We start from the raw sequence: 13,835 nt of genomic DNA, 5'->3' as shown, positions 1-13,835 counted from the left end.
GAGCGGGGAAGGCGTTTTCGTGCGTAACGCTTACTTGGCGTCGTCGATTGCCTTGACCAGTTCGGTCACGGCCTCGTCCGAGGTCTTGATCTGACCATGGACGAATTTGGAGATGACGTCCTTGTAGGCATTGGCGACAGCCGGGGGCGCGCCATAGCCCTGGGCGAGCGAGCCGAACAGCGTGCCGCCTTCATTGGCCTTCTTCAGGTCGGCAATACCTTCTTGCCGCAAGCGTCGAAGTCGGTGTCAGGCACGTCGGTGCGGGCCGGAACCGAACCCTTGACGACGTTGAAGGCCGACTGGAAGCTCTTCGACAAAGTGGCGGTGGCGAGTGCAACCTGGGCGGCCTTGCGGTCGTCCGGGACGTTGAACATGCCGAACATGTCGGAGTTGTAGATCACCGAGCCGTCGGTGCCCGGGAAGCGATAGCAGAGGAAGTCGGTGCCCGGGGTCTTGTTGGCGGCGTGGAATTCGCCCTTGGCCCAGTCGCCCATGACCTGCACCAGCGCATCGCCCTTGATGACCATGGCGGTGGCGAGGTTCCAGTCGCGGCCTGAGAAGTTCGGGTCGACATAGGTGACGAGCTTGGCGAGATTGTCGAACGACTTCTTCATCGTGTCGGACTTGAGCGAAGCGTCGTCGAGGTCGTTCATCGCCTTCTTGTAGAACTCCGGCCCGCCGGTCGACAGCACGACGGAATCGAACATGGTGGCTTCCTGCCAGTTCTGACCACCAAGCGCGAGCGGGGTGACGCCGGCCGCCTTGGCCTTGTCGAGCAATGCCACGAAGTCGTCGAAGGTCTTCGGCTCGGTGCCGCCGATCTTGTCCATCACCGCCTTGTTGATCCACAGCCAGTTGACCGAGTGGACGTTGACCGGAGCCGCGACCCACTTGCCGTCATAGACGGCGAATTTCTGCAGGGCGGCCGGAACCGACTTGTCCCAGCCTTCCTTCTTCGCCGTCTCGGTGAGGTCGCCCATGACGCCGGCAGCGGCATAATCGAGCACGGTGTAGCCGAGCATCTGCGAGGCGGTCGGATAGTTGCCGGCCGCGACCATCGCTTTCAGCGCGGTCATGGCGGCATCGCCGCCGCCGCCAGCCACGGGAACGTCCTTCCAGGCATAGCCTTCCTTGGCCAGATCGCCCTTGAGCACGTTGAGAGCAGCCGCTTCGCCGCCCGACGTCCACCAATGCAGCATCTGCACTTCCTTGACATCCTCGGCATGGGCCGCGAAAGCCAGGCCCGAAGCGAGCGCCGTTCCGATAAGCAGTTTGCGCAACATGTACTTCCTCCCTTGTTGCATTACACGACCGGTGGCAGCCCACCGGGTTCTTCCCAACTCAGCCGACCCACCAACCGGTGCGCTGGCCGCGATGAAACTGGATTGTCTTTTCCTCGGTATAGTCCTCGACTGCGCGCTTCCCGAGTTCGCGGCCCAGGCCCGACTGCTTGTAGCCGCCGAACGGCAGTTCTGGATAACCTTCCATGAACGTGTTCACCCAGACCGTCCCCGAACGCACGCCCCGCGCCACCGACATGCAGGTGTCGATGCTGGCGCTCCACACACCCGCCGACAGACCATAGGGCGTGTTGTTGGCGATGTGCAACGCCCTTTCAATCGATTCAAAAGTCAGCACCGATAGCACCGGCCCGAACACTTCCTCGCGGGCGACGGCCATGTTTTCGGTGACGTCGCGTAAGATCGTCGGGTCGAGATATTGGCCGGCATTGGAGGGGAGTTGCCCGCCGCCGCTGTAGATGCTGCCGCCGTCACTCGCGGCCGCCGCCACGTAATCCGTCACCTTGGCCAGATGGTCGGACGAAATCATCGCTCCGACCTTGGTCCTGTCATCGAGCGGATCGCCCACCGTCACCCTGGCGGTCAACGCCTTCACCGCGGCCAGGAAATCATCGGCGATCGCCTCGTGCACGATCAGCCGGCTGCCGGCATTGCAGCATTCGCCGGCATTGAAGAAGCCGCCGAACACCGCTGCGTCGGCGGCCGCCACGAGATCGGCATCGGGAAAGACGATCTGGCCGTTCTTGCCGCCGAGCTCCATCGACACCTTCTTCAGGGAGTTCGAGGCCGCCGCCATGGTCATCTTGCCGACGCGGGTGGAACCGGTGAACGAAACCATCTCGACCAGGGGATGGCTGACCATCGGCGCGCCAACATCGGCGCCGAGACCGGCGAGGACATTGACGACGCCGGCGGGCACGCCGGCTTCGAGCAGGATGTCGCCAAGCACGAAGGTCGAGGCCGAGGTCATCTCGCTCGGCTTGACCACCGCCGTGCAGCCGGCGGCGAGCGCGAAAGGCAGTTTCTGGCTGACGATGAGGAACGGAAAATTCCACGGCGTGATGATCGAGACGACACCGATCGGCTCGCGCAGCACGATGCCCAGCATGGCGTCGCCGAGATTGGCGTAGCTTTCACCGTGCAACGTGCGGGCCAGCGAGGCGGCATAGCGCCAGATGTCGACGGCGCCGCCGATCTCGCCGCGCGCCTGGGCGATCGGCTTGCCGGATTCCAGCGCATCGAGCCGGGCGATGTCTTCCAGCCGCGCCTCGATCAGGTCGGCGGCCTTGAGCAGGATCGCGGCGCGCTCGGCCGCTTTCATGCGCGGCCAGGGACCGGTCTCGAACGCCCTGTGCGCGGCCTGCATCGCGGCTTCCACTTCGGCGGCACCTGCCTCGGCATAGCGTGAAACGGTGAAGCCGTGACCGGGGCTCTTGCGTTCCAGCATGCGGCCGTCGCGGGCATCGACATGCTTGCCGTCGATCAGAAGCCTGTATGTCTTGGGAGCCGCGGAGGCCTCGGCAGGCATGGAAATCTTGAGAGGTGCATTCATGTGATTTCCACTCTGTCCTAGGAACGCGAAAACACGGGCTTTTGCTTGGTCTTGAAGGAGCCGACGCCGGCCTTGAGATCGCCGGTGAGCGCTATGAAGCCGCTGGCCAAGGCTTCGGTCGCGGCAGCGCTTTCTTCGCCTTCCGCCACCGCGATCATCAGCTTGGCGGCTTCGGTTGCCAGCGGCCCGCGTTCGGCGATTTTTTCAGCCCATGTCTTGGCTTCACCCGACGCTTTGCCGGTTTCGACGACGCGGTCGACGATACCCAACGCAAGCGCTTCCGCCGCCAGAAAAACCTCGCCACCGACAGCCATGCGACGAACCGTCTGGGCGCCAAGGCGGCGCACCGCGCGCTGCGTGCCGGACCAGCCGGGGACGACGCCGATCGAGGTTTCGGGAAAGCCGAGTTTCACCTGCGTTTCCGCGACGCGAAAATCGCAAGCGACAGCCAATTCGAGCCCACCGCCGAGCGCATGGCCGGACAGAACTGCGATGGTCGGCTGCCGCAGCCTCGCCAGCCGGTCGAAGACACGGTGGCCGTAGCGCACCCATTGCACCTGGAAATCGGCGGCGCTCATGCCGCCCCAGGCCTCGACATCGCCGCCGGCGCAAAAACCCTTGCCTTCGCCGCATATGAGCACCACGCGCACACCTTCGGCGCTTTCCGCCTCGTCGAGCGCCGCTTCCAGCGCGCGCAGCATCGGGATGTCGAGCGCGTTAAATTTTTCGGGCCGGCGCAAGGTGACGGTGCCGATCGCACCATCCTGCTCGAAGGTGACGAGGCGCTCAGCCATGCGCGCCTCCGAGCGAGGTGCTGCCATTGAGCGAAAGGCCGATCGGCCGATCCTGGTAGAGCGCGGCCGGCGTCACCTTGAGGTCGTTGGCTACATTGAGCGGGATCTCGGCTTGACCAAGCACATCGCGCTCGAGGTCGATGCCCGGCGCCAGTTCCGTCACCATCAGCCCGTCTGTCGTCAGCTTCATCACGCAACGCTCGGTCACATAGGTGATATCCTGTCCCTGCGCGACGGCGCGCTTGCCGGAGAAGGAGATGTGCTCGACCGCCTCGACGACTTTCTTGACCTTGCCTTCCGCGTCGATGCGGATGCCGCCATCGGCGAGCGACAGCTTGGCTCCGGCATTGAAGAAGCCGGAAAAGACGATCTTCTTCGCCCGCGACGTGATGTCGACAAAACCGCCGGCGCCGGCCGTGACATGCGGCCGTGCCGAAAGCTTCGATACGTTGACCGAGCCGTGGCGGTCGATCTGCAGGAAGGAGAGCAGCGAAGCGTCGAAGCCGCCGGCCTGGAAATAGATGAACTGGTGCGGCGAGGGCATGATCGCCTCGGCATTGGAGGCGCAGCCGAACTTGAAGTCGAGCAGCGGCACGCCGCCGACAGCGCCCTGTTCGATCAGCCAGGTGACCTTGCCGTGCCGGCCTTCTTCCAGAAGGATGCGCGGCACGTTGGCCGAGATGCCGAAGCCGATATTGACGGCCATACCGTCGCGAAGCTCCATGGCGACGCGGCGCGCGATCACCTTCTGAACGTTCATTTCCGGCGTGCGGAAGCTCGACAGCGGCCGGAAGATTTCACCCGAAATTGCCGGATCGTAAGGCGTCAGCGTCGTCTGCAACTGGTCGGGCGCGACGACGATATGATCGACCAGCACGCCCGGCACGCGCACATCATGCGGTTTCAGCGTGCCGTTCTCGACGACACGCTTGACCTGCGCGATGACGATGCCGCCATTGTTGCGGGCGGCGAGCGCCTGTTCCAGGCCGCCGAGATAGGCGCCCTCATGCTCATAGGTCAAGTTGCCGCGCTCGTCCGCGGTGGTGGCGCGGATGATCGAGACCTGGGGCACGATGGCGCGGAAATAGAGCCATTCCTCGCCGTCGAATTGCTGCACCGACACGATCGGCTCGCCGGCGGCGGCGTTCATCGCGCAGCCCTGGTGGCGCGGGTCAGCGAAAGTGTCGAGGCCGACCTTGGTCAGCACGCCCGGCCGCTTGGCCGCGGCCTCGCGGTGCATGTCGAACAGGATGCCGGACGGCACGTTATAGGCGGCGACTGAATTGTCGCCGATCATCTTCCAGATCCGCGGCGGCTCGGCGGAGGAGGGACCCGACGGATAGGAGCCGCACAGCGTACGCTTCAACAGGCCCGGCTTGGCCAGATGATCGATGCCCTTGATGCCATACATGTCGCCGGCGGCGATCGGGTGCAGCGTGGTGATGTCCTTCGGATGGCCCTCGCTGTCAAAGCGTTCACCGATGGCGGCGAGCACGGCGTCCGGGCAGCCGAGGCCGCTCGACGAGGACACCGAGACGACCATACCATCCTTGATCAGGCTGGCTGCCTGCGCCGACGAAACGACCTTGCTCAATTCATGCTCCCGAGTTTCGGGTCGATCTTGACGGCTCTGCCGGAATTGGCCGATTGCAATGCCGCCTCGGCCGCGGCGAGCGACCAGATGCCGTCCTCGCCGGTGGCGGAAGGCTGGCCCTCGCCACGGATCGCGGCATGGAACCGGCGCACCGACCTGACATAGAGATTCTCGCGGTCGCAGCTCAATTCTTCTTCGCCGCTGGCGGTGCGCAGAAGGACAGAGCCGACCGGTTTCTGCGTCATCACGTTGCGGGCGATCAGCGAGCCTTGGGAGCCGTGCACCTCGAAGCCGGTGTCGGCAAATCTGGTGGTGAAGCCTTCATGCGATTGCGCGATGAGGCCCGACTCGAAGCGCCAGATGCACATGGCGCCGTCTTCCAGCCCGCCGGCGGCCATACCGGCAGATTGCGTGAAGGCGGAAACCTCGACCGGATCGTCGCCAAGCACGAAGCGCAGCGTGTCGGCATCGTGCACGGTGATGTCGAGCACCACGCCGCCGCCCGCCTCGGGCCTGGCGATGCGCCAACCCTGCAGGTTTTCGGGCAGGTAGACGGCGTGGAAGACCCGCGCGGCGATCGGCTGGCCTATGCGACCGGCGGCAATCGCCTCGCGCATGGCACGGTGCGCGCCGGCGTTGCGCAGATGATGATTGGTTCCGAGCACGATGCCCGCGGCCTTGGCCGCGACGACCATTGTGCGCGCGTCGTCGCTGGTCAGCGCCAGCGGCTTTTCACACAGCACATGCTTTCCCGCCTTGATCGCGGCCAGCGCCTGTTCGAGGTGCAATTCGTTGGTGGTCGAGATGTAGACTGCGTCGATGTCGGATCCGAGCAAGGCATCGAGATTTGATACGGCGGCTGGAATACCATTTTCCCTTGCGTAGGCCGCAGCGCGTTCGGGGTTGGAACTCATTACCGCTGCTATCGCGCCATCGGCTTGCGCGCGAATGGCGTCGATCATGAATTGCCGGGCGATCGTGCTGGCGCCGATCAGCCCCCATTTGACGCTCATGTCGCGGCTCCCGTAGGCCTTTTTTGCGTGCGGCGATCTGGGCCGCAGCTTTCCCTGACCACGAGATTGACGGCGCCGATATGGTCCTCGGCGCGCGTGGTGCGCGACTGGATCATCTTGATCATGACGTGGGCCGCGCGTTCGCCGAGACCGGCGGAGTCCACCGCGACGCTGGTCAGCGGCGGCATATAATGTTCGGCCTCGACCACATCGTCGAAGCCGACGACGGCGAAATCCGGGCCCGGCTCAAGTCCGCGCTTGCGCAGCGCCAGCATGACGCCGAAGGCAACGGCATCGTTGAAGCAGAGCGCCGCGGTTGGCGGCTCCGCCATTGCGAGTGACGTTTCCAGGCAGGCCATGCCGCCCTTGCGGTTGGTCTCGCCCTCGATGATGAGCGCGTCGCGAGCGTCGATGCCGAGCGTCTCGCAGGCCTCGCGAAAGCCGCCCAGCCGCTCATGGTAGACCACCAGATCAGACGAGCCGCCGAAGAAGGCCAGGCGTCGATGTCCCTTGCCGACGAGATGAGCGGTGGCGAGATAGGCGCCCCGATGATTGTCGGGAGCAATCACCGGAATGCGGCTTTCAGGCAGCCGGCGCATGGCGAAGGCAATCGGGAGACCGGCTATTTCCAGCCGCCGGAACGCCCCTGGCGTGGTGCCGCGCGCCGGGGAAACGATGAGCCCGGCGACGCCTTGTTCCATCAGAGACTTCAGCACTTCTTCCTGGCGCACCGGATTTTCGGCCGTGTTGGCGATGAAGGGCACGATGCCGGCCGATTGGAAAACACGCTCCATGCCCACTGCCAGTTCCGCGAAGAACGGATTGGTGAGATCGTTGATGACCATGCCGATGACGTTGGAGTGGGCCTTGCGCAGATTGGCGGCGCCGCGGTTGTAGACATAGCCGACATCCTCGATCGCCTTGCGCACCTTGACCGCGGTTTCGGGGCGGATCAGGCCGCTGCCCTGGAGCACGAGCGACACGGTCGATTTGGACACGCCCGCCTCGCGGGCAATGTCGAAGATCGTCGCCTTGGCCCGACTGGCCATCCTGATATCCTCCCGGTTTTCTAAATCGACTTTTATTGGAACGTTCTAATCTCTGCTTCGTGGGCAAGTCAATCGGGATTTTTTCTCAATCAGAAGGAAGCGATCAAATGTGGTCAGCAATATGCCATCCAAGGCCCTTTTTTGTTGCGACGCAGCATTGGCCGGCCGGCCATTTCGAATCTTAGAGGTTCTTGATTTATTGGAACGTTCCATTTAATAGGCGCCGAAAAGGGAGAGATCGATGGATATTGCCTTGCCGGGCGAGAGTGGCCGCAGCACACGTTACGCGCTTGTCGGACAGCCGGTCCAGCCGGTGATCGGCGCGCGGTTCCCGCGCATCGCCTATGCCGCCGCGCATGTCGTTGCCGATCCCCTCAAGATGACCGATCCGTGGTCGCGGCCCGTGGTCGACTGGGACAGGACGATGGCGTTTCGCCATCATCTGTGGCGCCTCGGCTTCCGCATCGCCGAGGCGATGGACACGTCGCAGCGCGGCATGGGCTTCGATTGGATAAATGCGCAGGAATTGATCCGCCGTTCAATCGCGGAGGCGCGAACCGTCGCTGGCGCCGATCTCGCGTCGGGTGCCGGAACCGACCATCTGGCGCCGGCGTCGGCCAGGACACTGGACGATGTGATCGCCGCCTATGAGGAGCAGTTCGCTTTCATCGAAGGCCAGGGCGGCAAGGCGATCATGATGGCCAGCCGCGCCCTGGCGGCCGTGGCGAAGGGGCCCGACGATTACGCCCTGGTTTACGACCGCATATTGGGCCAAGCCTCCGGCAAGGTCATCCTGCACTGGCTGGGCGACATGTTCGATCCGGCCTTGAGGGGCTATTGGGGCAGCGGCGATTTCGGAACCGCGCTCGATACGGTGGTCGCCATCATCGAGCGCCATGCCGGCAAGGTCGAGGGTATCAAGATATCGCTGCTCGACGCCGGCAAGGAGGTGGCGCTCAGGAACCGGCTGCCGGACGGCGTGTTGATGTTCACCGGCGACGACTTCAATTATCCCGAACTGATCGCCGGAGACGGCAAGCGGCACTCGCACGCATTGCTCGGCATTTTCGACGCGATCGCGCCGGTTGCCAATGCCGCGCTGGCGAAGCTGGCTGACGGCGATCGTGCCTGCTACGACGCGCTGATGGCGCCGACCGTGCCGCTGTCACGAAAAATCTTCGAGGCGCCGACCGAATATTATAAAGCCGGCATCGTCTTCATGGCCTGGCTGAACGGCCACCAGGATCATTTCGCGATGGTCGGCGGCATGCAGTCGGCGCGCGGCATCCGCCATTATGCCGATGTCTTCCGCCTTGCCGACCAGGCTGGCCTGCTGGCCGATCCGGAGATGGCGATTGCCAGGATGAAGAGCCTCTGCGCCGTCGCGGGCGTCTAAACGAGTTTCGCGATCGGATCAGCCGTCGTCCATCCCAGTCGGCGCCAAGACGGGCGCTCCGCGATGCAAGGTCCGATTGTCCGGGTTGGATGGTGGGCGTGACAGGGATTGAACCTGTGACCCCTGCAATGTCAATGCAGTGCTCTCCCGCTGAGCTACACGCCCATCCGAAGCCGCGCATACACCATTTTTGGTCCGGCGCGTCAATAGCAGGAAAAGAGGAAATACATCTCGTCTCGCCGCGGCTGTGGATTGACGCCCGGCGGCTTGCGGGAGGCGGTTCAGGCCGCCTGCAGCATCTTCTCGACCTCGTTGACGAGATCGCGCAGGTGGAAGGGCTTGGACAGCACCTTGGCGTCTTTCGGGGCCTTGGAATCCGGGTTCAGCGCGACGGCGGCAAAACCGGTGATGAACATGACCTTGAGGTCGGGATCGATCTCGGTGGCGCGACGCGCCAGCTCGATGCCGTCCATCTCCGGCATGACAATGTCGGTCAGAAGCAGCGAGAACGGTTCCTCGCGCAGCCGCTCATAGGCGCTGGCGCCGTTGTCGAAATCGCTGACCTGATAGCCGGCGCGCTCCAGCGCCTTGACGAGGAACCGACGCATATCGTCGTCGTCTTCCGCCAGAAGAATGCGTGCCATGATATCCCGTCCGAATCACCCGCCCGAGACTGCCGTGGGGCAGGCCCGTTAACCATCCTGTATATGAGGAGGCGAGAGTAAACATCAAGTGAACGCGGACGCGCTTGACCCACATTTGCCCAGCGGCACGACCGCCGAAATGCTGGACATGCGGCCAGCAAGGTGGCAGTTTCATGCCATGATGCACTGGTGTTTTCGGGTTCGTTCAAATTGAAGACGGCAGCCGAGGATTTTTCGGTCTTTCCACCCTTCGAAATCCGTTCGGGCGCCGAGCAGCGCGTCCCCTTTCTCTTCAATTCACCGCATAGCGGCCGTTACTATCCCGAACGCTTCCTTGCCATGGCAAGGCTCGATCGCAACGCCATCCGCCGCTCGGAGGATTGCTATGTCGACGAGCTGTTCGGCGGCGCCGTGGCGCTGGGCGCGCCGATGCTGGCGGCGAATTTCCCGCGTGCCTATCTCGACGTCAACCGTGAACCCTGGGAACTCGACCCGCGCATGTTCGCCGAGCCGGTGCCGTCCTTCTGCAACATCCGCTCCGCGCGCGTGGCCGGCGGGCTCGGCACGGTGCCGAAGCTGGTGGGCGAGGGGCTCGACATCTATGCGGGCCGCTTGCCGCTCGCCGAGGCGGTTGCCCGCATCGAGGCCGTCTACAAGCCCTATCACGAAACGCTGAAGCGCCTTTTGACCAGGACCCACGCCCGTTTCGGCTTTGCCGTGCTGATCGACTGCCACTCGATGCCGGCGAGCATCCGCGTCGGCGACAACGGGCTGCGGCCGGATTTCATCATCGGCGACCGTTTCGGCATTTCGGCCACCGCGGCCCTGACCGAAACCGCGATCGGCCTGCTGACCGCGATGGGCTATACCGTCGCTCACAACAAGCCTTACGCCGGCGGTTTCATCACGGAACACTATGGCCGCCCGGCGCGTCATCTGCATGCGCTGCAGATCGAGGTCAATCGCGGGCTCTACATGAATGAGCGGACATTCGAGAAAGCCGCCGGCTTCGACGCGCTGGCCGACGATCTGACGCGATTTTCAGCCGACCTGATGGCGATGCCAGACCATCATTTCATCGACCTGCCGCTGGCCGCGGAGTGAAGATCACGCCTTGTCTCATGCGTGCCACTGCCCCAATACACTTTGCAGTATTTGGACCCTTTGCAGTATTTGGACCCTTGCAGTTTTTGGGCGGCACGCTCCGGGAGCGGCGGTGAAAAAAAGACCGCATCGTTTGCACGATACGGTCGAAGTCTAGGGAGGAAACGCCCAAGGAGGGCATGGACAGGAAACCCTGTCCGAGATTGAGGGTATTGTGCAGCGCACAAATGTCAAGCGACGTTTAGGCTTTTTTAATTCAGAGTGATGTGGAAATTGCGTTTCGTTGGCGGGAACGTGACATTTGGGCAACAGATGTCGCTGGCGAATAATCCTCGAACACCCTTGTTTTGGCACGAAAGTGGCGGCAAACGACAGTCCGGGCATGCCGTAATGCGGGAGAATCAGTTGGACGTCAGCATCGATTTCATGCGCCGCATCGCGCAAGCGGCGGCCGCCGAGACCTTGCCGCGCTTTCGCGCCCAAGGTGCGGTCGCCAACAAGGAGAAGGGCAGTTTCGACCCGGTCACCGAGGCCGACCGCGAGGCCGAGCGCGCCATCCGGGCGCTGATATCGGCCGAGTATCCCGACCACGGTATCCTGGGCGAAGAGCATGGCAGCGAGAACATTTCCAGCCGGCATGTCTGGGTGATCGACCCGATCGACGGCACGCGCGCCTTCATCTCCGGCCTGCCGGTGTGGGGGACATTGGTCGGGCTGACGGTCGATGGTGACGCGGTCGCCGGCATGATGGCGCAGCCCTTCACCGGCGAGCTGTTCTACGCCAATGGCTCCGGCTCGCACTATGAGGGACCGGGAGGTCCGCGAAAACTGTCGACCCGCAAGACGACGAAGCTGGCCGAGGCGACGTTGTTCACCACAACGCCGGCGCTGTTCAAGGGCGAGGCGCGCAATCGCTACGACGCGTTCGAGCGGCAAATCCAGCTCGCCCGTTATGGCGCCGATTGCTATGCCTTCGCCATGATCGCCTCGGGAAGCGTCGACATCGTCGCCGATCCTGGATTGAAGCCCTATGACATCGTGGCGCTGATCCCGATCATCGAGAAAGCCGGCGGTGTCGTCACCACTTTCGACGGCGGGCCGGCGGAGAATGGCGGCGATGTTCTGGCGGCGGCGACACCGGAGCTTCATGCCGCCGCCATGGCCGCCCTGCGCGGCTGATATCGCCCCTGGTCGGCGCGGCCTTATCGAGCGCTGGAATTCCGCAGGGGTGCGCCCGTAGACCTGCTGGAATGCCGCCTGCGTCCGGGAGAGGTCAGGCCGTCGGATCGTCCGAGCCGGGGACGAAGGCGTCGAAGGCGGCGAGGAATTGTTCGCGGTAGAGGTCGGCTTCCTGCAGGATTTCGTGTTTGGCGCCGTCGATCATCAACAGCGAACCGAGTCTCAGATTTCTCGCATATGCTTCCACCGCCTTGGTCGAGACGACCTGGTCGGCGCCGGCGGCGATGATCAGCAGAGGCACCTGAATGCGGGCCATGAAGTCGGGGTCGCATATGGCTTCCGACGCCTTCGCCGCCGCCTGCAGCCAGCGGACAGTCGGGCCGCCAAGTGCCAGTTGCGGATATTCTTCATAGATGCGCGTGTTGCGGCGATAGCGTTGCGGATCCGATGTCACCTTGTTGACCTCGAAAGGCAGCGTCTGTCTCGGGCGTGGACCCCAGGCGGCATAGAGCCTGCCGAGCCCCAGGGCGCAGAAAATCGAACAGACCCGGCGCACCGTCCCTATCGAGACCGGCAGGTCGGGCAACGTCAGGAATGGCGCGATCAGCACCATGCGCCGCACGCGGTTCACCATCGACGGCGCGGCAAGCAGCGTGATTACCGCCCCGGCGGAATGGGCGAGGATGTAATAGGGTCCACGGCAGTCCGGCAGCACGATCTCCTCGAAGAACTGCTCCAGATCGGCCGTATAGTCGCGGAACGACCTGACATAGCCGCGCTGGCGATCGCGGATCAGCCGGTCGGAATCGCCCTGACCGCGCCAGTCGAGGGTGGCAACACCGAAGCCCCGCGCGGCAAGGTCGCGGATGGTCTCGAAATATTTCTCGATGCACTCGTTGCGGCCGCCGAGCAGCACCACGGTGCCCCGCATTGGACGCGCCACCGCCGCGAACAGGCCATAGCGGATCTTCTTGCCGTCGCGCGTGGTGAAAAAGCCGCCCGTGACGTTTTCCGGTCGCGGATTGCCTTCAACTTCGTGAAAAAGGGGTGTGTCGTGGAAAAGATCCGTCATTCGGCGCTTTGTGCTCGGCGTCTTGGCGCGCCAGCCCTTCACGGCCAGCCTCGTCAAGGTGATAGACGCCCACACATCAAAAGCAAAGCAAATCCGGGTTACGGAGGCTGCAGCGGGGAAGGCCGGAAGCGGCTTTGAGCGCGCTTCCGGCCCCTGTCGATCCGGGAGGAAGGGACGTTAACACCCGGTTCGGCCTCGATGCGGCACCTCTGCAAATCCGGCGCCGCCAATCCTTGATCTTGAAAGCCACTTTAGCGGCGGCTGTCTGAACGGGCGCCGAAGCGCCGGTTCATCTGCCGTTCATCAAAGGCCGGCGGCCACTCTTTTTGCCGTCAAACGAAACTTGAAATGCTTTCGAACGCTCCCCAGATGTGGGTTGCGGCCGCAAATGTCGGGGCCGCTGGTCAGCTGAAATGCCGCTTACGGGTTTCGCATCGGCCATACGCAAACCATGTTGCTCAACAGGAGAACACCTCATGCGTCACGTTGATTTTTCCCCGCTTTATCGTTCGACCGTCGGCTTCGACCGTCTCTTCACCATGCTCGATTCGCTCGCGCAGCCCGATGGCGCGCAGACCTATCCGCCCTACAACATCGAGCGCACCGGCGAGGATTCCTACCGCATCTCGATGGCGGTTGCCGGCTTCTCGGATGACGAGATCTCCATCGAGGCCCACCGCAACGTGCTGACCGTGAAGGGGGAGCGCAAGGACGAGGGCACCGGCGAAGGCTCCGAGCTGCTCTATCGCGGCATTGCCTCCAGGGCTTTCGAGCGCCGCTTCCAGCTTGCCGATCATGTTGAAGTCGTCGGCGCCGCGCTGAAGAACGGTCTGCTCTTCGTCGACCTCAAGCGCAACATTCCCGAAGAGCTGAAGCCGCGCAAGATCGCGATCACCTCGGCTCCGGCCAAGGCCAAGCAGATCGAGGCCAAGACGGCAGCCTAAGGGTCTAGTCTCCCTCCCGAGACGGAAAGTGGCGCCGAAAGGCGCCGCTCAGACTGCTGACAAACTCCTGGCTTTTGCCTGGGGTTTTTGATTCACTGGGTCATGTTGAAGCGACCCGCCCCTGAACAGACCGCGCTCGAGATGGTGACGTTGGATCAGCTTGTTCCGGCTGATCATCTGTTGCGCAAGATCG

The 13,835-nt window shown here is 63.5% G+C and carries 11 protein-coding genes, 1 tRNA gene and 1 pseudogene; 4 read left to right on the top strand and 9 right to left on the bottom strand.

Translation table 11 applies throughout. The annotated features are described in order from the left end of the window. Positions 1–30: 30 nt before the first annotated feature. The 6 genes and pseudogenes from O7A61_RS10665 to O7A61_RS10640 form a co-directional block, all read right to left on the bottom strand. Positions 31–1,283 (bottom strand): annotated as a pseudogene (locus O7A61_RS10665) (ABC transporter substrate-binding protein). 58 nt (positions 1,284–1,341) lie between these two features. After that, complete coding sequence (locus tag O7A61_RS10660; protein ID WP_337129751.1) at positions 1,342–2,853, bottom strand: aldehyde dehydrogenase family protein; 1,512 nt, start codon at positions 2,851–2,853, stop codon at positions 1,342–1,344. Positions 2,854–2,870: 17 nt separating this feature from the next. Further along, positions 2,871–3,647: an enoyl-CoA hydratase/isomerase family protein gene (locus tag O7A61_RS10655; RefSeq protein WP_337129750.1), complete on the bottom strand. Its 777-nt coding sequence runs from the start codon at positions 3,645–3,647 to the stop codon at positions 2,871–2,873. Continuing rightward, complete coding sequence (locus O7A61_RS10650; RefSeq protein ID WP_337129749.1) at positions 3,640–5,241, bottom strand: acyl CoA:acetate/3-ketoacid CoA transferase; 1,602 nt, start codon at positions 5,239–5,241, stop codon at positions 3,640–3,642. The genes O7A61_RS10655 and O7A61_RS10650 overlap by 8 nt, the downstream gene beginning before the upstream one ends. Then, positions 5,238–6,254 carry a Gfo/Idh/MocA family protein gene (locus tag O7A61_RS10645; protein ID WP_337129748.1) on the bottom strand — a complete coding sequence of 339 codons (1,017 nt, stop codon included), beginning with the start codon at positions 6,252–6,254 and terminating at the stop codon, positions 5,238–5,240. Before O7A61_RS10645 ends, O7A61_RS10650 begins: the two co-directional genes overlap by 4 nt. Next, complete coding sequence (locus tag O7A61_RS10640) at positions 6,251–7,303, bottom strand: LacI family DNA-binding transcriptional regulator (RefSeq protein ID WP_140711914.1); 1,053 nt, start codon at positions 7,301–7,303, stop codon at positions 6,251–6,253. The genes O7A61_RS10645 and O7A61_RS10640 overlap by 4 nt, the downstream gene beginning before the upstream one ends. 241 nt (positions 7,304–7,544) lie before the next feature. On the opposite strand from O7A61_RS10640, the gene O7A61_RS10635 reads away from it, so the two are divergent. Next, a complete protein-coding gene (locus O7A61_RS10635) occupies positions 7,545–8,699 on the top strand; it encodes a dihydrodipicolinate synthase family protein (protein WP_337129747.1) in 1,155 nt (384 codons plus the stop codon). A gap of 90 nt (positions 8,700–8,789) precedes the next feature. Here O7A61_RS10635 and O7A61_RS10630 read toward each other — a convergent pair. Both O7A61_RS10630 and cpdR read right to left on the bottom strand, forming a co-directional pair. Further along, positions 8,790–8,864 (bottom strand) — tRNA-Val (locus tag O7A61_RS10630). 116 nt (positions 8,865–8,980) lie between these two features. Then, entirely contained in the window at positions 8,981–9,343 is a 363-nt protein-coding gene (gene cpdR / locus O7A61_RS10625; RefSeq protein WP_006199474.1) for a cell cycle two-component system response regulator CpdR, read from the bottom strand. Between the two features lie 162 nt (positions 9,344–9,505). On the opposite strand from cpdR, the gene O7A61_RS10620 reads away from it, so the two are divergent. Further along, the gene (locus tag O7A61_RS10620; protein ID WP_127869910.1) at positions 9,506–10,447 is read left to right on the top strand and encodes an N-formylglutamate amidohydrolase; all 942 of its coding nucleotides are present in this window, start codon (positions 9,506–9,508) and stop codon (positions 10,445–10,447) included. 405 nt (positions 10,448–10,852) lie between these two features. Then, entirely contained in the window at positions 10,853–11,626 is a 774-nt protein-coding gene (gene hisN, locus O7A61_RS10615; protein ID WP_337129746.1) for a histidinol-phosphatase, read from the top strand. A gap of 94 nt (positions 11,627–11,720) precedes the next feature. On the opposite strand, the gene O7A61_RS10610 is transcribed toward hisN, so the two are convergent. Next, positions 11,721–12,698, bottom strand: a complete 978-nt coding sequence (locus O7A61_RS10610) for an alpha/beta hydrolase (protein WP_337129745.1) — start codon at positions 12,696–12,698, stop codon at positions 11,721–11,723. A gap of 476 nt (positions 12,699–13,174) precedes the next feature. Between O7A61_RS10610 and O7A61_RS10605 the strand changes: the two genes are divergently transcribed. Then, complete coding sequence (locus O7A61_RS10605; RefSeq protein ID WP_027142918.1) at positions 13,175–13,642, top strand: Hsp20 family protein; 468 nt, start codon at positions 13,175–13,177, stop codon at positions 13,640–13,642. The last annotated feature ends 193 nt before the right edge of the window (positions 13,643–13,835 follow it).

This window comes from Mesorhizobium sp. Cs1321R2N1 (genome assembly GCF_037179725.1).
Lineage (GTDB): Bacteria > Pseudomonadota > Alphaproteobacteria > Rhizobiales > Rhizobiaceae > Mesorhizobium > Mesorhizobium salmacidum.
The sequence above is the reverse complement of the archived record's forward strand: the minus strand, read 5'-3'. Positions and strand labels throughout refer to the sequence as shown.

Excerpts from the sequence above, each read along its gene's own strand:
- O7A61_RS10660 (WP_337129751.1), bottom strand. The coding sequence starts at position 2,853 with ATGAATGCACCTCTCAAGATTTCCATGCCTGCCGAGGCCTCCGCGGCT.
- O7A61_RS10655 (WP_337129750.1), bottom strand. The coding sequence starts at position 3,647 with ATGGCTGAGCGCCTCGTCACCTTCGAGCAGGATGGTGCGATCGGCACC.
- O7A61_RS10645 (WP_337129748.1), bottom strand. The coding sequence starts at position 6,254 with ATGAGCGTCAAATGGGGGCTGATCGGCGCCAGCACGATCGCCCGGCAA.
- O7A61_RS10640 (WP_140711914.1), bottom strand. The coding sequence starts at position 7,303 with ATGGCCAGTCGGGCCAAGGCGACGATCTTCGACATTGCCCGCGAGGCG.
- O7A61_RS10635 (WP_337129747.1), top strand. The coding sequence starts at position 7,545 with ATGGATATTGCCTTGCCGGGCGAGAGTGGCCGCAGCACACGTTACGCG.
- cpdR (WP_006199474.1), bottom strand. The coding sequence starts at position 9,343 with ATGGCACGCATTCTTCTGGCGGAAGACGACGACGATATGCGTCGGTTC.
- O7A61_RS10610 (WP_337129745.1), bottom strand. The coding sequence starts at position 12,698 with ATGACGGATCTTTTCCACGACACACCCCTTTTTCACGAAGTTGAAGGC.
- O7A61_RS10605 (WP_027142918.1), top strand. The coding sequence starts at position 13,175 with ATGCGTCACGTTGATTTTTCCCCGCTTTATCGTTCGACCGTCGGCTTC.